Consider the following 21,995-nt stretch of genomic DNA (forward strand, 5'->3'; position numbering starts at 1 on the left):
ACACTTTGTCGCCCGACAACGCCCCGCCGTAGAGTTCAGTTATTTCAACAGTTGGACCGTGTAGAGCGCCAAGTTCGGGAACATGACGAGCAGCGCCAAACGAACCACGTCGGCGGCAAGGAACGGAACAATGCCCGCGTAAATCTTGCTCAACGGAATATCCTTACGCATGCCATGCACGACAAAGACGTTCAATCCGATGGGGGGCGACAGCAACGCGATCTCGACGATGGTGACGTTGATGATGCCCCACCACACGAGATCGTAGCCGAAGTGCTTGATTAACGGCAGAACGAAAGGAAGCGTCACGACAATCGCCGCGACCTCATCGAAGATAGCGCCGAGAATGAGATAGATCGTCAGCAGGATGACAAGAACCGTTGATCCTGAGAGGTTGAGCGCACTGATCGCCTCGATCATGCGCTCCGGGGCATGGGCGACCGACATGAAGTAGGAGAACAGCGACGCGCCGATGATCATCACATAGATCATCAATGTTGTAGCGCTCGCTTCGGCAAGCACGCTGAAGAAACCTTTCCAGGTTATCTTCCGGCGGCCAACGGCAAACATCAGAGCAATGGTAACGCCGACGGCGGCTGCCTCGTTGACCGTGAATATGCCGCTATAGATTCCGCCGAGGACCACGGTCGCGAGAACGAGAACGCCCCAGTTGGACTTGACGACCTGCCAACGTTCAGCCCACGGCACGCGCGGGCCCGGCGGCCCGGCATTTGGGCTGATCACATGCACATAAACCATCGTGGCAATCATGTAGAACGACACCGCCATGATCGCCGGAATGATCGCGGCAATGAACAGATCCACGATGAACTGTTCACCAAGAATGGCGTAAATCACCATGATTGACGACGGCGGGACGATGATGCCGAGCGTGCCCCCGGAGGCCACGACACCCGCGGCCAGTGACGGCGAATAACCGCGTTGCAACATCTCAGGCAACGCGACGCGGCCGAAAGTAGCAGTTGTGGCAATCGCGGAACCGCACACGGCGCCGAAACCGCCTGAGCCGCCGATGGTGGCCAATGCCAGGCCGCCCTTGCGATGGCCGACAAAGGCATAGGCCAGTTTGTAGACGTCGGAAGCGAGCCCCGCCGACGCGGCTAGGCTGCCCATCAGCAGAAACATCGGTATCACTGCGAGATCGAGATTGGTGAATACGCTGGCCGGCTCGCTGGCGAGCAGCGACAGCGCCGGCTTGACGCCGACCAGCATGGCAAATCCGCCGGCGCCGACGACGCCCATCGCGATGCCAATCGGCACATGCAATGCCATCAGGGCAAACATCGCAACGAAGCCTAGGCCCGCCAGTACCAGTGGATCCGACATGTGCTTTCTCGCGGTGCGGAGAAGAAGGTTAGATGTCTTGGTCCGCGCGGAAAGCGCGAGAGAAATCGAACAGAACGACGACGAGCTGAACCGGCACGCTGATCAGCAGCAACACGGTGGCGATCCACCAGCCGGGCGCGATCGGGAGCTTGAGCACCCATGTCGTCTGCCCCGACTGCGTCACCTCCATGGAATAGGGAATGAATTGCCACGCCATGAGCGCGATGAACGCTAACGTGAACAAGCCGCCGAAGCCGTCGAGAAACGCCTTGCCGCGCCGACCGAGCATGTTTCCAAGAAACTCGACAGTGATGTTCTGGCGCGCTGCTAGATTCGCGGGAACGCAAGCCGCGATCACAATGGCCATAACGATGGCGCTAACGTCATTGACACCGTGAATCGGCAAACCAAACAACCACCGCGAGGTAATGTCGATGCTCGTCATCAGCGCCAGGATCAGCAGCCCGAGGAAGCCGATCAGCGCCATGGCGCGGCTGACCTTGAGCATTCTTTGCCAGTAAACATGGTCCTCACCCATACTAGCCTCCTGTCACCGAGGCGGCCCGGCCAATGGAACGCGGCACAAGCCTAAGGATTTCTCGCGCGTCTTCCGGTGTCGCCACTTTTCGATCGAGCTGTTCGATGATGGCGACGGCGCGTTCGACAAGGGCTGCATTGTGCGGCGCCGGTACGCCCCGGCGCAGATAGAGATTGTCCTCGAGGCCGACGCGGACGTGACCTCCGAGGAGCACGGCCTGCGCCACCATGGGAAACTGCGTTGCGCCGATGCCAAAGGCGGCCCATTCAGCGCCTTCCGGCAACTCATCACGCATTGCCATCATCACTTCCGGCGTCGCCGGAGCGCCCCAGGGAATGCCGAGACAGATCTGGAACAACGGAGGCGCTTCGATCAATCCCTGCTCGATGAGATGCTTGGCGAGCCGAACGTGGCCAAGCTCGAATGTCTCCATTTCGGGCTTTACGCCAGCCTTGCGGATGGCCTCGGCCATCTTCGCCAGATCGGCCGGCGTATTGATGAAGACGTGCTGACCGAAATTCATGCTGCCGACGTCGAGGCTGCAGATGTCGGGCTTGAGTGCTTCAATATGCTCGACGCGTTTCGGCCACAACGCCAGCGTCGATGTCGGATCGCCGATGCGCGGCTCGTCGCGGCCGGGAATAAAGCGCGCGCCAGGACCAGTCGTCAGATTGATCAGAATGCCACAGTCCGCTTGCCGGATGCGCTCGACCACTTCCTTGTAAAGCTCGAGGCGCATGCTTGGCGCGCCGCTTTCCGGATCGCGCACATGAATGTGGGCGATAGCCGCACCCGCCTTTGCAGCGTCGACTGCCTGACGCGCTATATCGGCCGGCGTCACGGGTACCGCCGGGTTCTTTCCCGAGAGTGCCGCGCCGCCGGTCAACGCGCATGTGAGAATGACGGGCTTTGACATCGTCCTGGCAATCCTCCCCAAACTTTTATTCGCTGCCGCGTTCGTTGACGCGGCTTGTCGCCGGCTTCAGGACTTCTCGTCTTCGATCGGATTTCTCAAGATGCCAATCCCCGAGATGTCGACTTCCACGGTGTCCCCCGCCTTCATCAGGAGTGGCGGGTTGCGCTTGAAGCCCACCCCGCCTGGCGTTCCTGTGGCGATGACGTCCCCCGGCACCAATTCGCTCCACGCGGAAACGTATTCGATGATCTCCGGGATCGAGAAGATCAGGAGGTCCACGGTCGCGCCCTGCACGGTCTGACCGTTGAGCCGCGTGACAAGCGATAGCTTGGTCGGGTCGGGTATTTCATCGGCCGTGACAAGCCACGGCCCGAAAGCGCCGGTCGCGGGAAAATTCTTTCCGGGAGTCCACTGTGATGTGTGCCGTTGCCAATCGCGCAGCGAGCCGTCGTTGTAGCAGGAATAGCCCGCGATATAGTCAAGCGCCTTGTCGCGAGAAATGTGGCGACCACGTTTGCCGATAACGACCGCGAGCTCGCCTTCGTAGTCGAACTGCGTCGAAACGGTGGGGCGGATCATCGGCTGGCCATGCCCGATCTGGCTCGCGGCGAGGCGCAGGAATATCACCGGCTTCTCCGACTCCGTGCGGCCGGTCTCCTCAACATGCGAACGATAGTTGAGGCCTGCGCAGAAAATCTTGTCGGGGTTCGGAATGACCGGAAGAAACTTCACTTCGTCGATTGAAAGCTTCGACGCCTGGCTTCGCAGTTTCTCAAGAAGGTCCGGCCCCGCCGTCAGGAGCGATTTCAGGTCGGGATACTGCGCACCGATCTGTTTTCCGACGTCGACAATATGATCGCCCTGGACGATGCCATAAGACGCGCGACGGACATGGCTGAAGCTTGCAAGCCTCATTCCCCTTCACTCCCTAGACTGTGTGCGGCGCTCGCCGCCTGTTGCGAATAGTTATTGACATCACCGGTATCTTTGCAAAATCATCCGACCCATAGTTCACTAGGCGGACAGATAAATGGGCTCGTTTAGCAGCGTCCGCTCATTGGAGCGGGGACTTAAGGTCCTGGAGGCGCTCAATCGCTGCCACGGCTCCGGCGCCCAGCAACTGGCGCGCATCGTCGAATTGCCACGACCGACGGTTTATCGGCTGCTCGAGACGATGGAAGGACTTGGCTATGTCACACGGAGCGGCGATTGCTGGGCTTTGACCGCACAGGTCAAGGCGCTCAGCGCAGGATTTCACGACGACGTCTGGGTGACGCGAGTTGCAGCGCCGGTCCTGCATGAACTCGGACGCGAAGTGTTATGGCCGGTCGATCTCGTAACCTTCGAAAATGATGCCATGATCATCCGCGAGACTACACACGCGGAAAGCCCGTTCTCGATCGACCGCGGCATGGCCGGTACGCACCTGCCGGTGCTGCAAACGTCGGGCGGCCGCGCCTATCTGGCGTTCAGTCCGGCGGACGAGCGAGAGGTCGTTCTCACTCGTTTGAGACAGTCGGGAAAGCCCGGCGACGCGCTGGCGCATGATGAACAGTTCGTCGAGCGCATCCTGGCCGAGACCCGCCAGTCAGGCTACGGATTCAGAACCGACGGCTTCAATCCACATACCGCCAGCATTTCCTTGCCCATCCTGATCGGTGATCGCGTACTCGCATGTATCACGATGATATGGATCGCGTCGGCTCTGACCTTCGAGGAAGCGGTGTCCCGCAATCTGGGCGCCATCAAGCGCGCGACCACACGTATTCAGGCCCTTCTTCAGGCGTAAGACGACACTCTCAGGCCGACATACGCTGCGGCATCCGGCTATGGAGGATCTCTTGAAAGCGCTCGGCGAACGCATATTCGTCGGCCGCAAAGAAAGCGCCGGCGACATAACGATCCGGGCGCACGAGAATGATCTGGTCGCGATGGGTGCGCAGCGGGCGAACAAAGCCATCCGCAGCCGTAACGCCGACGACCGAGCCGGCGCCGGGCACACTTGTGTCGCCGCTGCCGAGATGGACGAGCGCCGGCTTGAGCTGACGCCACAGAGGATGACTTAATGCGGCAAGCACAGCGGCATCGCTCTCGTTCTGCGCAATGAGCGCAAATCCGGGCCCGAGCACGTCATCGAGCCGCACAGTCTTGCCCGATGAGATTTTGACGAGCGGTTGCGGAATCATCTGGCCCACCAGCGACGCTTCATAAGGCTGACGGTCGATATCAACGAAAAGGCCGCTGTCGTAGCGCGGCGCGGGCTTAAACCTCATCTGCAGGAAGTAGTCCTGCGCGCCAGGGAATGCTTCCAGCATCTTCAACAACATGCCGCGTAGCGCAATCTGGTCAGCACCTTTCGGCATCACCACCTGCCCCATCGCGACCGCGAGCTGAATCATCGACCAGGCGGGCTTACGACGCTCCTCGTCGTAGCTGTCGAGGACCGAGGCGTCGGCATGTCCCTTCAAGAGCATACTGAGCTTCCATGCGACATTGTGCGCGTCGCGGAGGCCCGCATTCATTCCCTGACCGGCAAATGGCGGCGTGAGGTGCGCGGCATCCCCCAGCAGCAACACCCTCCCTTGCCGCATTCGCGAGGCGATTCGCGCATGGAACGTATAGATGGCACGGCGGATCACGTCGTCCTTGCGAAACTCCCTATATGGGGAGAGCAAGCGCGCGATCGAATCGTCGGTCAGCATTTCGGCGCCAGTTTCACCGTCAAGCAACATGAACTCATAGCGCCGGCCGCCGCGCGGCGCCGGCACGCTGACGGCCGGACGCGCCGTGCTGCAGAAGAAGCGCGAATGGTTCGCGTGATCGGGATCGGTCTTCAGGTCGAGGACAATCCAGTCCTGCTCATAGGTCGAGCCGACAAAATCAATTCCAAGCCATTGGCGGATATTGCTGCGGCCACCATCGCAGGCAAGCAGCCAGTCACAGCGGACGGTCCTGGGGCCGTCCGACGTGTCACACGCAAGGGTAACGCCCGACTTATCCTGATCAATACCGGTCACGTTCCAGTTGAAACGCAAGGTCGCGCTAGGAAACCCCTTCAGGTTCTCGACGAGAGCGACCTCAAGTTCGGGCTGATACATGAAATGACGCTTGGCAAATCCATAACTGCGCGGTCCTGCGCCGACCACGCCGAAGCAGTGACCACCGTCGTCGAAGTAGCGCGCGCCGTCACCTTCGATGGTGTGGCGGAGAAAGGCGTCGACCGCGCCAAAGGCCTGCAATGTTCGGGCGCCTTCATCGTCGAGAACGATGGCGCGAGGGTGGTCGACCGTCGCGGAATTGCGCTCGACGACGAGAACATCGACACCGTCCTGACCGAGCAGATTCGCGACTGCCAGACCGACCGGCCCGGCTCCTACGACAACAACGGGTACATGCAAATTTTCGGACATCGGCAGGCTGACTCCGGGCAATCATTCACGCTCTCAAGGATCGCGGCAAGGCGTCGCGAAAACTACGGTTATCTCGTCGGTGTTCATTCGGCGGACAATGTCAGTCCTGCATGAGCCATTCGCTGTAGCGACGATACAGCGCATCGGCTTCGGCGCTGGCATTGACAACAATGGGGGATGCTAGCGTGCGGCCGGCACTGACCAGTCGATACGCCAGGTAACGGTAGGCCTCCGGATAGGCGGAGAAATCGGTTTCCGCCATGAACCGATTGAATAATTCGCTTGGGATGACGGGATCGATACGATCCTTCTCGTAAATCGCCACCCGCTCGGTGATACGCCAGTGCCCATTGCGACGCTCCAGCCGGTCGAGAAAGCGGCCATACGAAATATTGTCGACGAGGATGCCGGCCAAGCTCGCGCGGCCCAGGATTGCAATGCTGGTCTCGGCCATCGCGCGATCACCCCGCAGCGACACCAGCGGCCAGCCGATCTGGTGTTTCGACAGGGATTTTGAATTTGCGGCGGCTTTTCTCGAGGCTTCGACGAAGTCGACAAACGCACCTTTGAACCACGTAACCGCGATCGTGCCGTCGGGATGGAAGGTGTCGAGCAGTTCGGCCCAACGGCCCTGGTCTCGATAGAAGGCCCAGGCCTGGATGAGGTCCATGCAGTCGAGACGATCGGAAGTATTCATTGACGGCCTTTTCAACATTCTAGTCGCCGGATCGGGTGATCCGGCGACGAGGTCGAGAATGCGACTTTGGGAGACGCTATTTCTTCTCGGACTGGATGGCGGCAATCTCGTCGCTGAATGCCTTCAGAAGCTTGTCGCCGCCGGGCATCGTCTTCTTCCACTCATCGATCGCCGGCTGCACCGCAGCTTTCCACGGCGCCTGCTGTTCGGCGGTCAGCACCGTGATCGTGCGCTTGGCATCTTTCTTGGCCGCCTGGAAAACGGCGGCGTTGTTCTCATCGAACTTCGCGCCGAAGAACTTGGCAAAGACTTCGCCCGAGTTCTTGTCGAGCGCCGCCTTTGCCGCCGGGGGCAGGCTTTCGTACTTCGCCTTGTTCATGATGACCATCAGAGACGTCGAACCGAGCGGCACGATGATCTGATGCTTGGCGACGTCGAGGACACGGAATGTCTGCAGCGCGTTCCATTCGTTAAGCGTCGCGTCGATCACGCCGCGCGACAGACTTTCGGCCAGAGATGGACCGGTGATGCCGCCGATCGGCACGCCGCCGAGCGACTTGACAACGTTGAGCGACACCGGGCCCGCCGCACGGAAATTGTGGCCCTTGAGGTCTTCCAATTTCGTCGCAGGAAAAGTCGTGTTCACGAAGATCGGGTTGTTGGCGCAAACGCAGAGGAATTTCACGTCGTTGAAGCCGCCGCCGCTGAGCAGACCCTTTTCGAAAACCCGTGTCAAAGCGAGGGAACCGGTGTAGGCGTCCGGAACGACAAATGGCAACTCGACGACCGTGGCCGCGTCGAAACGGCCCGGCGTATAGCCGGGAACGATCCAGGCAATGTCGGCAACGCCGTCGAGGACGAGCTTCAACTGGGCGGCCGGATCGCGCCCGAGTGTACCGCCGGGATACATCTCGATCTTCAGAGTCCCTTGCGACTCGGTCGTGACCTTTTGCGCCCAAGGGGTGAGGATCTTGCTGGTGATGAAAGCTTGCGGCGGCTCGAAACTGGAAAAGCGCAAGGTCACCGGATCGGCAGCCATTGCGCCGGTTGCGGCGCCAAGCGCGACCGTTGAGACAAAGGCAGCGGCAAGTATGCGATGAAACATGCTGGGTCCTCCCTGAACTCGCGGCATAGACGCCGTCGCTATTCTTGTGCTTGTGTCGAATGCCGCCGCGCCACGGCTTAATCAATTGCTTTCGGACAGGCGTCCGCACTGTGAACGCAGACGGTGCCCATAGCAGAGCGTCCATGCAGTGAACGTTGCTGCAAGTCTCGTTGCGCGTGCACTGCACACTTCAATATCGAGAATGTAAAATACGGGTCGCAATGGCTTGCGCGATCGCCGCGACCACTTAGGAAGGAAGCAAATGATGGAAGTTCAAGCGCTGGGCTACGTTGGCCTGCCGACCGCGGCCATCGAGGACTGGGCCGACTATGGCAGCAAGTTCCTGGGCATGCAGCTCGTCGATCGCACCAGGGATTACCTGACCTTCCGCATGGACGATCGCCGTCAGCGGCTGGTCGTAAGCAACGACAGCGCCGACCGCTCCGGCTTTTTCGGCTGGGAAGTTGCCGATGCACGCGCACTGAACGCCATGGCCGCACGTGTCGAAGCCGCCGGCGTTGCTGTTGAACGTCTTCCCGGCATCATCGCCAGCCAACGTCGCGTCAAGGAAGCAATCGCTTTCAAGGACCCGGTCGGCAACCGACTCGAGGTCTTCTACGGCGCCGAGATCGCGACTGATCCGTTCGTGCCCGGCCGATCGATTTCCGGCTTCCGCACCGGTCCCCTCGGCATGGGACACGCTGTTCTCCATGTCGAGCGCATCGACGAAGCGCTGGCCTTTTACACCAAGGTGCTTGGCTTGCGCGTCAGCGATTTCTTCACCGTGCCTTATCGGGCCTACTTTTTTCACGTCAACCCGAGACACCATAGCTTCGCCATGATCGAGACCGGTCGCAATGGCATTCATCACCTGATGATGGAACTGACGATGCTCGATGACGTCGGTCAGGGCTACGATCTCGCGCTCGGCGAGAAAGGCCGTGTTGCGACGACGCTTGGCCGGCATATCAACGACCAGATGGTATCGTTCTATGCCCGTACGCCGTCGGACTTCTTTGTCGAATATGGCTGGGGTGGTCGTTCCATCGAACCATCGACTTGGCAACCGGAGGAGATCACCTACGGAGCCAGCCTGTGGGGGCATGACCGCGACTGGCTCGGGCCGGAGCAGACGGCAGCTGCGCGCGCCCTCAAGCTCAAGGCCGCGGCCGACGGCCTCCGTGCGCCTGTCAATGTGATGGAGGGCAATCACACCGTCGCGCCCGGTCAATGCATCTGGTGGGATTCGATGAGAAAGACTGGCTGACCCGTTTCCCATTCGAACTGTCACATCGGTTTCGCATTATGTCGCGTACCCAGCATGCCGTCGTGATTACTGCGCCGGGCGGACCGGATGTCCTTGCCGTAAAGAACGACTGGCCTGTGCCGGCTCTCGGCGACGATGACGTGCTCATCGAAGTCAAAGCCGCGGGGGTCAATCGCCATGACTGCAACCAACGCCGTGCCGGGCCGAGCCATGAGCCGAATCCAGTGCCGGGCCTCGAAGCGGCGGGCCGGATCGTGGCCTTCGGCAAGAACGTTCCGGCGCGTCGTGTCAGCGAAGCCGTCATGACGCTGACGGACGGCGGCTCGTACGCTCAGTTCGTCGCAACGCCTTCCGAACTCGCGCTGACCAAGCCGGATGGTCTCGACTGGATTTCGGCCGCCGCCCTGCCCGAGGCCCTCTTCACCACCTGGTACAATTTCTTCGACCTGATGGCGCTGAAACCCGGCGAAAGCGCCCTCATTCACGGTGCGACCAGCGGCGTCGGGTCCATTGCGGCGCAACTACTCAAGGCGCTCGGACATCCGGTCTTTGGCACGGCAGGAACAGCGGACAAGCGCAAAGCCGCGCTCGCTTTCGGCTACGACGCGGTGTTCGACTATAATGCGCCCGACCTTCCCTCGCAGGTCAGGCAGGCAACCGGCGGTCGCGGCGTCGACGCCATCCTCGATATGTCCGCGGGGGCGCACCTGGCGGCGGATTTGGCCATGATCGCGAGTGACGGCCGCATTGCCCATCTCTCCGCCGGCGGCGGCAAGGATCTGGCGGTGCCACTCCGGCAGTTGATGGGCAGGCGGGTGCGCATCACCGGTGCATTTCTCAGAGCCACACCGGTTCAAATGAAGATCGCCGTCGCGCGTCAATTAAGGGAAAAGGTCTGGCCTCTGTTGGGGAAGGCGATCATCCCGCATGTCGCGGCGACCTATCCTCTCAACGGGGCTGCCGATGCGCACCGGCATCTCGAAGAAGGCCGCCAAGTCGGCAAGATCGTCCTGGCATTGGACGCGATGGCCGGATGTCGAACAGCGCGCGTGTAGAGAACAAATTCAGACAGGCGTCAACTTGGCGCACGCCGCCGCGATGCGGCGCAGCGCCTCGGTCAGTTCCGCTTCCGAGGTCGCATAGGAAATGCGGAAGTAAGGCGCGAGGCCGAAGCATGAGCCGGGCACCATCGCAACATCGGTGTCCATGACATAGGCACAGAAGTCGCCGTCGGTCCGGATCGTACCGCCACCCGGCTTCACCGCGCCGATCAAACCTTCGCAGCTTGCCAGAACATAGAACGCGCCCTCCGGCCGGATGCAGGCGACCCCACGGATGGCGTTGAGACCATCGACGACCAGATCGCGCCGCTTTTGGAACGCCAGCCGGCGCTGCGCGACGATGTCCTGCGGACCGTCGAGCGCGGCGATCGCCGCCGCCTGGCTAATCGAGGACGGACACGAGGTCGACTGGCTCTGCACGATCGACATCGCCTTGATCAGCGGCGCCGGGCCACCGCCATAGCCGAGCCGCCAGCCGGTCATCGCGTAAGCCTTCGACACGCCATTCACCGTCAACGTGCGATCTTTCAGATCGGGCGCGACTTGGGCGAAAGTGGCGAATTCGAAATCGTCATAGACGATGTGCTCGTACATGTCGTCCGACATCACCCAGACATCGGGATGACGTCGCAGCACATCGGCAAGCGCGGCAAGATCCTCGCGGCGATAGGCGGCGCCGGTCGGATTTGACGGCGAATTGAGCAGCAGCCAGCGCGTCTTTGGCGTGATCGCGGCCTCGAGTTGCGCCGGCATCAGGCGGAAACCGGAGTCGGCGCCGCACGGCACCGTCACCGCGACGCCGCCGGCGATTGCGACGATATCGCTGTAGCTGGTCCAGTATGGCGCCGGGATGATCACCTCGTCGCCATCGGCCAAAGTCGCCATGAAGGCATTGAACAGCACCTGCTTGGCGCCAGCGCCGCAGGTGATCTCATCCTGCGCAAAGACCAGCTCGTTCTCGCGCGCGAACTTGCGCCGCACCGCCTCTTTAAGTTCGGGCGAGCCGTCGAGCACAGTGTAGCGCGTCTGGTTGTCGGCGATCGCCCGTACCGCCGCATCCTTGATGTGCTGCGGCGTGTCGAAATCCGGCTCGCCAGCGCCGAGGATGATCATCGGTCGCCCGGCCTTCTTAAGGGCGCCGGCCTTGGCGGTAATCGCCAAGATTTCGGAAACCCCCATCGTGGCCAGCCGCGGCGCCACGCGAAACGCCGGTTTGGCTGTGCTCGTCATCATGTTCATGCGCACGAACCCACTTCAGATATCGAACTTGACACCCTGGGCGAGTGGCAGTTTGCGGCCGTAGTTCACGGCGCTGGTCTGGCGGCGCATGTAGGCTTTCCAGGCGTCCGAGCCGCTCTCACGGCCGCCGCCGGTTTCCTTCTCGCCGCCGAAGGCGCCGCCGATCTCGGCACCTGAGGTTCCCATGTTCACGTTGGCGATGCCGCAGTCGGAGCCGCGCGCCGACAGGAAGGTTTCGATCTCGCGAATGTCGGTGCCGAAGATGGACGATGAGAGGCCCTGCGGCACGCCGTTATGCAGCGCGATGGCTTCGTCGAGGTCTTTGTATTTCAGCACGTAGAGGATCGGCGCAAAGGTCTCGTCGCACACCGGGCCCACCTGCCCCGGCATCTCGACCAAGGCCGGACGGACATAGAACGAGTTCGGCCCATTGATATCGACGCGCTCGCCACCATGAACGGTGCCGCCGGCCTTCTTCGCCTCGGCCAGAGCGGTCTGCATCCCCTCATAGGCACGGCCGTCGATCAGCGGCCCGACCAGGGCATCCGAAGTGATCGGATTGCCGATCGAGATCGACTTGTAGACGCTGGCCAGCTTCGGCACGAGCTTGTCGTAAACGCTTTCATGCACGATCAGGCGGCGCATGGTGGTGCAGCGCTGGCCGGCGGTGCCCATGGCGCCAAAGGCCACCGCGCGCAAGGTGAGATCGAGATCGGCCGACGGCGTCACGATCGAGGCATTGTTGCCGCCGAGTTCAAGAATGGCGCGGCCGAAGCGGCGCGCAACGCGCTCGCCGACGACACGGCCCATGCGCGTCGAGCCAGTGGCCGAGACGACCGGCACGCGGACATCATCGACCAGCACCTCGCCGATATCGCGGCCGCCGATCAGCATTGTGAGCAAACCATCCGGCACGCCGCCGAACTTCGCCGCCGCGCGGGCGACAATGGCTTCAACGGCCAGCGCCGTCAGCGGCGCCTTCTCCGACGGCTTCCACACCACCGAGTCGCCACAGACAAAGGCGAGCGCCGCGTTCCACGACCACACCGCGACCGGGAAATTGAACGCCGAGATGACGCCGACGACACCGGCCGGATGCCACTGCTCGGTGAGGCGGTGATCCTCGCGTTCCGACTGGATGACGAGGCCATAAAGCTGCCGCGACAGGCCGACGGCGAAATCGCAGATATCGATCATCTCCTGCACTTCGCCCAGCCCCTCGGACGGCGACTTGCCAACCTCAAGGCTGACGAGCTTGCCGAGCGCAGGCTTCGCGGCGCGCAATTCTTCGCCGAGCACGCGCACGAACTCGCCGCGGCGCGGCGCCGGCACCGAGCGCCATTTCAGATAAGCCTCATGCGCCTTGCCGATCAGCTTTCCCGCCTCGGCCGCCGTCGTCTCCGGGACCGCGGCCACCTCCGCGCCATCCACCGGCGACACCACCTTGAGCGTGCCGCCTTGCGTCTGCGCGGGCGTCACGCCGAGCGCGTCGAGAACATTGCGGACTTCGGTACTGATATTTGTCATGGCTTGGCCTGCTCGCTCAAAAATGCGCACCAGCGGCATGGGCCACCTGCGCTCCAACCTCGTAGTAGATTTCCTTCGCCGCGCGCAAGGACGCCGCCTGCGGCTCGCTTACCGGCAGCGGCAAATCGCCGTCGCCAGTCCGGCCCAGCATCAGATCGGCGAGACAACAGCCGAACACCGTGCCCGGCGCGATGCCGCGGCCGTTATAACCGCTGAACGAAATGACATTGCGGCCGAGACGGTGGAAGCGCGGCAGGTTGTCAGCGGTCATGCCGATCCAGCCATACCATTCGCTCTCGAAGTCGATGCCCTTGAGTTGCGGAAACAGCTTGGTCATGGCGCGGCGACCCCAGCCGCGATGCACCGGTCCACCTGTTCCTCGCAAGGCGCCGACACTGCCGAAGACAAATCGGCCTTCCTTGTCGAAGCGGAAGGAGCTCAGAATCTCTTTTGTATCCCACGCGCCCTGCCGCTCCGGCAGGATGGAGCGGCGCAGATTGTCGGATAGCGGCGGCGTCGCCATGTTGAAATACGGCAGATGCACCAACTCGGCGCGAAGCTGTGGCCACAAGGTCGTGGTGTAGGCATTGGTCGCGACAATGACTTTTGGCGCAACGACGGCACCGCCGGGCGTTGTCAGCCGCCACAGTACGCCATCGTCTTTTGCCGCCATCACCGGGCTCGATGTGTAAATCGTCGCGCCAGCGCGCACCGTGGCATGAGCCAGCCCGCGTGCATAAGCGAGCGGCTGGATGGTGCCGGCGCGCTCGTCGAGCAGCGAACCGGTGTAAGCCGACGTCCCGACCTTGCGCGCGGTCTCACCGGCATCGAGCAGCCGCACGGCCGCGCCGCGCGCCTGCCATTGCCGCGCGCGCTCCTTGATTTCGGCAAGGCCATCCTTGCCGACCGCGCAATGCAGCGTGCCCTGCCGCTCTGCTTCGCAGGCGATATTGTGTTTGTCGATAAGATCGAACACCGCGCGCGGCGCGTTGCCGAGGAGGTCGAGCAGCCGCGCGCCATAGACATCGCCGAGCACTGCCGGCAGTTCATCCGGCATCACCCACATGCCGGCATTGACCAGCCCGACATTGCGGCCCGAGCCGCCGAAGCCGGCCTCGACCGCTTCGAGCACGACGACCTTGGCGCCACCTTCGGCCAGATGCAGCGCAGCCGACAGGCCGGTGAAACCGGCGCCGATGATCGCGACATCGGCCTTCATTTCGCCGGCGAGCGGCGCCGTGACGGGTGGCGGCGGCGCGCTGCGCTCCCAAAGACCGTGGCTGCGCGGATCGTCTTTCATTGGGGCCCTTTCAACCGCCGGGTCGGAGCTGACATCGGCGACCGGGATGTTGCCATTCACCCTGGCAACGACGTCCGGAAAGGCACCATACCATGGCACCTCCGATCAATACATTTATGGCATGGCTTTCGGAAACTGTCCTTACATTCCCTGAGCTGGAGCGCGCCATCGAGATCACCGACCAAAACTTTAACTATATGATTCTCATTGAATTTTTGTCGGCAAACGATCCCGCCACGTAGCCAGTGTCGCGTTTCTTGTTCTGGATGCAAACGAAGTTATCGCCTAACATTATGAGAAATCCGAATGATCTCAACGCCCGACAATCCCGCCGCGGCCGGCAACCTATTTCGAGAACCGACATGGCGATCCCGAGACGTTTTCTGCCATCGATGTCGTTACTCTATGCGTTTGAAGCCGCAGCGCGCGCCGAAAACTTCACGGCAGCAGCTATCGAGCTGAACCTGACGCAAAGCGCCGTCAGCCGGCAGATCCGCGCATTGGAGGAGATGGTCGGCTGTTCGTTATTTCTGCGCGAACGCCAGACCGTGAAGCTCACGGCCGCGGGCGAGGCCTACGCCGAACAAATTCGCGAGGCGCTGCGCCACATCGGCGATGCCACCCTCGGTTTGCGCGCCAATCCCGCCGGCGGCAGCCTCAATCTGGCGATCCTGCCAACCTTCGGCACACGGTGGCTTGCCCCGCGCCTGCCCGGTTTTCTCGCTGCGAACCCGGGCATCACAGTCAACCTGACGACGCGAATGGCGCCATTCGACTTTCAGTTCGATCAGGTCGATGCCGCCATTCATTTTGGCGCGCCGGACTGGTCCGGCGCGGAACTCGAACTGCTGATGGGCGAGACCGTCGTGCCGGCCTGCAGCCGCGAATTGCGCGACCGGCTCGGCATCGCCGGGCCGGAAGACCTCCTGCGCGCGCCGCTTTTACACCTCGTCTCCCGTCCCGACGCCTGGGAGCGCTGGTTCGAAGCGAAAGGCATCAGGGCGGATCACATCCACGGTATGCTGATCGATCAATTTGCCACAGCCGCTCAAGCGGCGATGGCCGGCATGGGCGTCGCGCTATTACCAACATTCCTCATTGATACGGAGCTGGCGCGCGGCGATCTCGTCGCGGCGGTTGACGGTGCGATGACCAGTACGGGACATTATTATCTCGCCTGGCCGCCCAAGCGCACAACCCATCCCCCACTGCAAGCGTTTCGTTCGTGGCTCAGAACGCAACTCGCAGCGCCGCCACTCGATGTTCAAGCGTCGAGCACGACATCCGACAAAGGAACAGCCTGACAGGTCAGACAATAGCCGTCCTCGAGATCGGCGCAATCGATCAGATGTTTGACCTGGCCTGACTGCACGCGCACGACACAACTCTCACATTGGCCGACGCGGCATCCGCTCGGAATATCGAGCCCCGCCATTTCGGCGGAGGCCAGAATGCTGATGCTCGATCCTTCCGGCGTCCAGGTGACATCGCGGCCCGAGCGGGCAAAGCGGATGCGGCGCGGCGCAAGCCCGTCGAGCGCCGGGGGCTCAGGCGAACGAAAGCGTTCCTTAAAAATCTCAAAGGTCGGAACACCGCGCTCTTCGAGCCCCGTGATGACCTCATCCATCATTTTGTCGCTGGCACATACATAAAAGCGTGCGCGCTGGCGCAGCAATTCCTCGTCGACATCGGTCGCGCTGAAGCGACCGCGGCGGTCGAAACGGTCCGCGTCCCGGGGCCAGCTCAAATGCGTGACCAGCGTCAAATGCGGCAACCGCTGCCGCAACGCCTCGAGCTTTTGTCGGAAGGGCTGCGTATCGCCATCGCGGCAGCCATAGTGCAGCATGACCCGCGGCTCGCCCGCATCGCCCTGCAGCGTCTCGAGATATGACAGAAACGGCGTAATACCGATGCCGCCGGCGATCAGTACGATCGGGAACTCGTTGCGCAGCGGCAAGACGAAGCCGCCATGCGGCGCCTGCGCCTCGATCATATCCCCGACATTCATGTCGCGCTGGATCGCGACCGACATGGCGCCACCGTCTATGGCGCGAACCGCGATACGATAGGCATCCGGCGTCGCCACCGCGGGACCGATCAAGGAATAAGAGCGAACAACGCCGCCCCAACGCAAGCCGATATACTGCCCTGGCCGGAAAGCCGGCAACGAACCGTCATCGGCGGGCTTGAGCGCGAGCACCGTCACGTCTCGGCCTTCGGCGTATTTCTCTGCAACCCGAAGGGTGCGCCAGCCAGCCCAGGCCGCGCTTTGCTCTTTTTCGACGTCGCAGGAGAAAGACCGCAGCGGCAGTGAGCCGCTCAGCGGATCGCGCTGACGTTCGTCAATAAGAGCATTGTAACTCGAACCCAGCGTTCGCTCATCATCTGCAACGTAACCCGGCAGCCCCAGATCCGGCGCCGGCTGCCACCAGCCGTAATCGCTCGCCACAGTGTCTTCGGCCAGCGCATCGTTGAGCGCGGCACGCAGGCGAATGCGTCCTTTGCGGCTGCGCAGGATCATCCAGTCGCCCTCGGCGATGCCTTTCCGCCGCGCCAGCGCGGGATGAATTTCGGCCACCGGCTCGGTGCGCTTGCGGCGCAAAGTGTTGATGCCGCGTTGCTGGCTGTGACAGAAGTAGCCGGTGCTGTATGAGAACAGCTTCAACGGATATTCATCCGTCGGCGCCTCGACCGGCGCGATATAGCGCGGCACCGCCGGATAGCCGTGCCGATGCAGCAGTTCGGAATAAAGCTCGACCTTACCGGTCTGCGTTGCAAATCCTGTCTTCTCGTATTTGCGGTGCGCGTGCGGCAACGGAACGCGAATGCCTTCAGGTTTGGCCCGCAGCTTTTCGAGATCGAGGCCCAGCGGCTCCAGCAGATAAGAAAAGCCTTTCTCGACATCGCCGTCGAAGAACAGCTCGCCCATGCCCAGACGCTTGGCCAGTTGGAAGACGATCCACACGTCCGACTGCGCATCGCCACGGCGCGGGATGATCTGCTGCCGCAGTTGAACGAGTTCCTGAGCCTTCGGCGATATTTCAAAACCCAGCCGTAGCGCTTCATGCTCCCAGGGGCTCGACACCGGAAGAACAATGTCGGCCATTGCCGCGGTGGGATTCATGAACAGGTCGCAATGCACCTGGAACTCGAGCGCTTGCAGCGCCTCGCGACCGCGCTCGGGTGCGGGATGTGACACCAAAAGATTGGAGCCGAACCCAAACAGCGCACGGACGCGGTAGGGTTTGCCGGTCAGGACCGCATCGTAGAGATCGCTCGACGTGATCCAGCCATCCGCCGGCGGCCCGAGTGGACGCTCGGCCAGTCCAAGCGTACGAGCGCGCGTTTCCTCCGGGATCAGCGCCATCGAATGCAAAGGCGGTGCCGGCAGCACCGGCATGCGGACATTGCCACCCGGCGCGTCGAAACTCCCGGTCAGCGCGTAGAGCGTTGCCACAGCCCGTTCCGTCTGCGCGGCATTGGTGTGCTGCCCGATACCGGTCCAGCCATGATAACAGACCGAGCGCGCGGCCCCGATCATCGCTGCCAGTTCTTCGACCTGCGCGGCGGGAACGCCGGTCAAGCGTTCGACCGTTTCCGGATCGTAGGGCGCCGCCGCCTCGATGAAATGATCGAACGCGGTACGGCAGGATACGGTGTCCGCCGTAACAACGTCGAAGCGGCCGCGCAGCGCCGCCGATGCTAGCCCATCGCGAGCCGGTACAGCGCGGCCCGCTGCCGCGTCCCAGACCAGAAAATCATCGCCGTCGCGCTGGAACAGACCATTGTCCTCGCGCACCAAATAAGCGGCATTTGTCCAGTGGCGTACGAAGTTCGCATCATAGGCTTCGTTGGCGATCAACCAGCGCGAAACGCCGAGCGCCAGCGCCGCGTCGGTGCCGGGCCGAACGCGCAGCCACAAATTGGCATCACGCGCCGATCCGGTGCGGCGCGGATCGATCACGACGAGCCTGGCACCCTTAGCACGCGCAGCGCCGATCGCTTCGGCTTGCGCCAGCCAGACATTCGCCGGGTTGTGCCCCCAGAGAAGGATGAGGTCGGCATTGCGATAATCCGCGACCGGCAAGCCGCAGCCGAAGGTGAAGGCGTGCGCATGGTCCTTGTGCCAGTTGCACACTTCCGTCGAGAAGCAATTATTGGGGCTGCCGAAGCCGCGGATGAAGCGTTGCACCCAGTCGAGACTGTCCGACATCGACGACGACGAACCGGAAGTCACGGCAAAGGCCACCGACTCCGGCCCGCTTTCGGCGCGATAGCGGTTCAGCCGCTCGGCAATTTCACTCAACGCTTCGTCCCACGAGATCGGCACGAAGCCCGGATCGGCCGCTCCCTTGGGCGCGGTGCGCTTCAAGGGTGTCGTCAGGCGGCGTGCCGAATGCGCGATCTCCGGCGCGGCGCGTCCCTTTGGGCATAAGGCCTTGCCGGTCGGATGCGCGGGATTGGGTTTAACCGCGATAAGCCTGTCGTTCTCGACGACATTGATCGTTCCGCAGCGTGACCGGCACAAAGTGCAGAAGCCAACCTTTTCGATGGTGGCCACGGCGGCGTTATCCTCTGGCTCTCGGCGCGGCGGCGCGCGATGTCTCCGCCACCGGACCCGCGCCGGATACCAGGAGGCTCGCCGCCGCCAGATCCTCGATCGCGGCACCGACCGATTTGAACAATGTGATCTCGGTGTCGTCGCGGCGGCCCGGCAACGCGCCGGTCGTCAGTTCGTGCAGATCGGCGCGGATCGCCTCCGGCTTCAGAAGACCCGCGGCGATCGGCTGCAAAATGTCGCCGGCTTCAGCGAGCGCCCCGGCGCGGGTGTCGACATAAGCGCTGGCGCGCAGCACCGCCTCGTCGTCGCTTTCGCGCATCTTGGGTGTGAAGGCGCCCGTGAGATCGACATGGGTGCCGGGACGCAGATGCCGCCCCTTCACCAGCGCTTCCGTCGATGTCGTCGCACAGCTCACAATGTCCGCCTGCCCCAGGGCCGTCTCGAGATCGGCGACCGCTTTCGCCGCGAGCCCCTTCTCGTTCAGCTTCGCCACCAGCGCGGCGGCGCGCTCACCATTGCGGCCCCACACCAGCACTCTCTCGATCGGCCGCACGGCGGCATGGGCTTCGGGCAGATGATGCGCGAGATGTCCGGTGCCGATCATCAGCAGCGTCGTGCTATCGGGGCGCGACAGATAGGTCGAGGCCAGCGCCGACGCCGCGGCCGTGCGCCGGTTGGTCAGCGCCTCGCCATCGATCAAAGCGCGCGGCACACCGGTTTCGCCATCGAACATGACGTACAGCGATGACACCGCGCCAAGGCCCCGCACCGCATTCTGCGGAAACACCGTCACCAGCTTCACGCCGAGCGCCTTGCCGCGCTCCCAGGCTGGCATGGTCAGAAGATGCGCGGGCGCACCATTGAAACCGACCTCGTAGCTTTGACGGACCGGCATCGCCTCGTGGCTGTGCCTGAACGCAGCACGAAGGGCCTCGACCAGGGACGGATAGTCGAGAGCCGCATGAACCTCATCGGCGGAGAAACTGCGCAGCAAGTTCGGTCCCCGGTTACTCGAAGGCGGTCGCGCCGGTACAAACCCAGAGTATCTCGGCGTCGTCACGGCTTGTCGACACGACCGCATGGCCCATCTTGCTGTCGAAGTAGATGCTGTCGCCGACATCGAGCGTAACCGGCGCATAGAATTCGGTGAAAACCTGAACCTGCCCGGACAGTACCCAGAAGAACTCCTCGCCGTCATGGCGCGTCCAGCCGCCAAAGTCGTCGAGCGAGCGCGCCGAGACCTTCACCTTGAACGGCAGAATCTGTTTCTGCGACAAATCGGTCGACAGCACTTCATAGTTATAGGTTGGCGTCGGATAGAACTTGCCCTCGCCCTTCCGCGTGACGCTCCGGCGGCCGAAAGGAACATTCTGGCGAGGCGCCTCGAACAATTCCACAAGGTCGAAGTTGGCGCCCCGGGTAATGCGCTGTAGCACGTCGTAGGTCGGCGACATCTGGCCGTTTTCGATCTTCGACAGCGTGGAGCGCGCGACGCCTGTCTTCTGGCTCATGTCCTCCAGTGTCCAGCCCCGGTCGAGCCTCATGCGCTTGACCCTCTGGCCGAGACTCGCCGTATCGTCCTGCGGCTTCGTATCGGCGGCAAAGCGCGCCGGAATGACGACGCCCGTCGCCGCGGCCGCTTCGCCCGGACCAGTCAATACAGCATTCTTCTTCGGCACCGGCATCTTCCTATTTCATAGGCCTAAGGGCGGCGCCCGTGGACGCCGCCCTGAGGGTCTTTACTTCTTTACCAGCGAACACTCGCTCTCGGACAGCGGCAGAGCCGTCTGTTCCGCCGGAATAGTCGCCAGCAGATTATAATAATCCCACGGCTCCTTCGATTCGGAAGGTTTTTTCACCTGGACCAGATACATATCGTGGACCATCCGGCCGTCTACCCGGACAGTTCCGTTCTTGGCCAGGAAATCGTTGACCGGCAGTTCACGCATCTTGGCCGCGACGGCCTTGGCTTCGTCGGTGCCGGCCGCCTGGATCGCCTTCAGGTAATGCGTGATCGACGAGTATACGCCGGCCTGGAGTTCGGTCGGCATGGCCTTGTGTCGCGCGAAAAACCGCTTGGCGAAGGCACGGGTCTCATCGTTGAGATTCCAGTAGAAGCCCGTCACGAAGGAGATGCCTTGGCCGGCGGCGAGCCCGAGCGCGTGAACATCGGTGAGAAACACCAGCGGCGCCACGATGGTCTGTCCGCCGCTGGAAATACCGAACTCCGATGACTGTTTGATCGCCGTCGTCAGATCCTTGCCGGCTTCGGCAAGAAAGATCACGTCCGCCTTGGAAGCCTGGGCTGGCAACAGGAAGGGTGACATGTCGGCCGCGCCAAACGGATTGCGCGTGCCGCCGAGCACCTTGCCGCCACCCTCGCCGATCACCTTGGTCGCCACTTTCTCCAGCGAAGTGGCGAATGCTAGATCTGCCGTTACGAAAAACCAGCTCTTCTTGCCCTGCGCGAGCAGCGCCTTTACCGGGCCGACGGTGTTCGAGTAATTGTCATAGACCCACTGAAAGCCCGTCGGCGAGCATTCCTTGCCAGACAAATCGGTCGAGCTCGGCGATGAAAACAGCGCGATACGGTTCGATTCGCGCGTCAATCGCTGCACTGCCAGCGCGATGGCGCTGTTGGTGACATCCGAAATCGCATCGACACCTTCGCTCTCGATCCAGCGCCGCGCAATGCCGGAGCCGACATCGACCTTGAGCTGATGGTCGGCACCGATGATTTCGATCGGCTTGCCGAGCACTTTGCCGCCGAAATCCTCGGCCGCCATCTGCGCCGCAGCGAGCGAGCCCGGACCATTCATGTCCGACCACTGACCCGACATATCCGTCAGAACGCCGATCTTGACGACATCGCCGCTGACCTGCGCCTGGCTCGGAGAGATCGAAGCAAACGCCATGAGTCCTATCGTGCCGGCCAGCGCCAGCCATTTCATCGAACCAGAAACTTCCATCGCCATCTCCATGCTGTTGAACTACCCGGAACACCGTTGGCCGTTGATACGCTCGGTC

Annotated in this window: 19 protein-coding genes; 5 read left to right on the top strand and 14 right to left on the bottom strand. The window is 62.3% G+C overall.

Annotated elements, in window-relative coordinates:
• Nucleotides 1–39: 39 nt before the first annotated feature.
• From E8Q40_RS18020 to E8Q40_RS18035, 4 genes are all read right to left on the bottom strand, one after another.
• On the bottom strand, nt 40–1,347 hold the full coding sequence (locus E8Q40_RS18020; protein WP_137045847.1) for a TRAP transporter large permease: 1,308 nt from the start codon (nt 1,345–1,347) through the stop codon (nt 40–42).
• A gap of 28 nt (nt 1,348–1,375) precedes the next feature.
• Nucleotides 1,376–1,834, bottom strand: a complete 459-nt coding sequence (locus E8Q40_RS18025) for a TRAP transporter small permease (RefSeq protein WP_168197890.1) — start codon at nt 1,832–1,834, stop codon at nt 1,376–1,378.
• A 52-nt stretch (nt 1,835–1,886) separates the two neighbouring features.
• Nucleotides 1,887–2,801: a 3-keto-5-aminohexanoate cleavage protein gene (locus tag E8Q40_RS18030; RefSeq protein WP_137045849.1), complete on the bottom strand. Its 915-nt coding sequence runs from the start codon at nt 2,799–2,801 to the stop codon at nt 1,887–1,889.
• 66 nt (nt 2,802–2,867) lie between these two features.
• Entirely contained in the window at nt 2,868–3,716 is an 849-nt protein-coding gene (locus tag E8Q40_RS18035) for a fumarylacetoacetate hydrolase family protein (protein WP_137045850.1), read from the bottom strand.
• A gap of 115 nt (nt 3,717–3,831) precedes the next feature.
• Here E8Q40_RS18035 and E8Q40_RS18040 point away from each other — a divergent pair, with 115 nt between their 5' ends.
• Nucleotides 3,832–4,590 (top strand): helix-turn-helix domain-containing protein, encoded by a 759-nt coding sequence (locus E8Q40_RS18040; RefSeq protein WP_137045851.1) that lies wholly within the window; start codon nt 3,832–3,834, stop codon nt 4,588–4,590.
• Between the two features lie 10 nt (nt 4,591–4,600).
• Here the strand turns inward: E8Q40_RS18040 and E8Q40_RS18045 are convergent, their stop codons facing one another.
• The 3 genes from E8Q40_RS18045 to E8Q40_RS18055 form a co-directional block, all read right to left on the bottom strand.
• Nucleotides 4,601–6,211, bottom strand: coding sequence for a bifunctional 3-(3-hydroxy-phenyl)propionate/3-hydroxycinnamic acid hydroxylase (locus E8Q40_RS18045; protein ID WP_137045852.1), 1,611 nt, complete (start codon nt 6,209–6,211; stop codon nt 4,601–4,603).
• Nucleotides 6,212–6,311: 100 nt separating this feature from the next.
• The gene (locus E8Q40_RS18050) at nt 6,312–6,908 is read right to left on the bottom strand and encodes a nuclear transport factor 2 family protein (RefSeq protein WP_168197891.1); all 597 of its coding nucleotides are present in this window, start codon (nt 6,906–6,908) and stop codon (nt 6,312–6,314) included.
• A 76-nt stretch (nt 6,909–6,984) separates the two neighbouring features.
• Nucleotides 6,985–8,013, bottom strand: a complete 1,029-nt coding sequence (locus E8Q40_RS18055; RefSeq protein ID WP_168197892.1) for a TRAP transporter substrate-binding protein — start codon at nt 8,011–8,013, stop codon at nt 6,985–6,987.
• Between the two features lie 265 nt (nt 8,014–8,278).
• Here E8Q40_RS18055 and E8Q40_RS18060 point away from each other — a divergent pair, with 265 nt between their 5' ends.
• Together E8Q40_RS18060 and E8Q40_RS18065 are read left to right on the top strand one after the other, a co-directional pair.
• On the top strand, nt 8,279–9,280 hold the full coding sequence (locus E8Q40_RS18060) for a VOC family protein (protein ID WP_137046801.1): 1,002 nt from the start codon (nt 8,279–8,281) through the stop codon (nt 9,278–9,280).
• Nucleotides 9,244–10,335, top strand: a complete 1,092-nt coding sequence (locus E8Q40_RS18065; RefSeq protein WP_246662904.1) for an NAD(P)H-quinone oxidoreductase — start codon at nt 9,244–9,246, stop codon at nt 10,333–10,335. The genes E8Q40_RS18060 and E8Q40_RS18065 overlap by 37 nt, the downstream gene beginning before the upstream one ends.
• Before the next feature lie 9 nt (nt 10,336–10,344).
• Here E8Q40_RS18065 and E8Q40_RS18070 read toward each other — a convergent pair whose 3' ends face one another.
• The 3 genes from E8Q40_RS18070 to E8Q40_RS18080 are packed head-to-tail and all read right to left on the bottom strand — an operon-like array spanning nt 10,345 to nt 14,407.
• Nucleotides 10,345–11,580, bottom strand: a complete 1,236-nt coding sequence (locus tag E8Q40_RS18070; protein WP_168197893.1) for a pyridoxal phosphate-dependent aminotransferase — start codon at nt 11,578–11,580, stop codon at nt 10,345–10,347.
• A gap of 15 nt (nt 11,581–11,595) precedes the next feature.
• Nucleotides 11,596–13,107, bottom strand: a complete 1,512-nt coding sequence (locus tag E8Q40_RS18075) for an aldehyde dehydrogenase family protein (RefSeq protein WP_137045855.1) — start codon at nt 13,105–13,107, stop codon at nt 11,596–11,598.
• A 16-nt stretch (nt 13,108–13,123) separates the two neighbouring features.
• Nucleotides 13,124–14,407 (bottom strand): FAD-binding oxidoreductase, encoded by a 1,284-nt coding sequence (locus tag E8Q40_RS18080; protein WP_137045856.1) that lies wholly within the window; start codon nt 14,405–14,407, stop codon nt 13,124–13,126.
• A gap of 92 nt (nt 14,408–14,499) precedes the next feature.
• On the opposite strand from E8Q40_RS18080, the gene E8Q40_RS22040 reads away from it, so the two are divergent.
• Nucleotides 14,500–14,649 (top strand): hypothetical protein, encoded by a 150-nt coding sequence (locus E8Q40_RS22040; protein ID WP_168197895.1) that lies wholly within the window; start codon nt 14,500–14,502, stop codon nt 14,647–14,649.
• 120 nt (nt 14,650–14,769) lie between these two features.
• Nucleotides 14,770–15,711 (top strand): LysR family transcriptional regulator, encoded by a 942-nt coding sequence (locus E8Q40_RS18085; RefSeq protein WP_137046804.1) that lies wholly within the window; start codon nt 14,770–14,772, stop codon nt 15,709–15,711.
• On the opposite strand, the gene E8Q40_RS18090 is transcribed toward E8Q40_RS18085, so the two are convergent.
• Genes E8Q40_RS18090 through E8Q40_RS18105 form a run of 4 tightly spaced genes read right to left on the bottom strand, consistent with a single transcriptional unit; the run spans nt 15,672 to nt 21,937 of the window.
• The gene (locus tag E8Q40_RS18090) at nt 15,672–18,968 is read right to left on the bottom strand and encodes a molybdopterin-dependent oxidoreductase (protein ID WP_137045857.1); all 3,297 of its coding nucleotides are present in this window, start codon (nt 18,966–18,968) and stop codon (nt 15,672–15,674) included. The genes E8Q40_RS18085 and E8Q40_RS18090 overlap by 40 nt on opposite strands.
• Before the next feature lie 7 nt (nt 18,969–18,975).
• Complete coding sequence (locus E8Q40_RS18095) at nt 18,976–19,959, bottom strand: ornithine cyclodeaminase family protein (protein ID WP_137046805.1); 984 nt, start codon at nt 19,957–19,959, stop codon at nt 18,976–18,978.
• Nucleotides 19,960–19,975: 16 nt separating this feature from the next.
• Nucleotides 19,976–20,647, bottom strand: a complete 672-nt coding sequence (locus tag E8Q40_RS18100; protein WP_246662905.1) for a helix-turn-helix domain-containing protein — start codon at nt 20,645–20,647, stop codon at nt 19,976–19,978.
• Nucleotides 20,648–20,707: 60 nt separating this feature from the next.
• Nucleotides 20,708–21,937 carry an ABC transporter substrate-binding protein gene (locus tag E8Q40_RS18105; protein ID WP_246662906.1) on the bottom strand — a complete coding sequence of 410 codons (1,230 nt, stop codon included), beginning with the start codon at nt 21,935–21,937 and terminating at the stop codon, nt 20,708–20,710.
• Nucleotides 21,938–21,995: the final 58 nt, after the last annotated feature.

Source organism: Pseudolabrys sp. FHR47, from assembly GCF_005153485.1.
Classification (GTDB): Bacteria; Pseudomonadota; Alphaproteobacteria; order Rhizobiales; family Xanthobacteraceae; genus Pseudolabrys.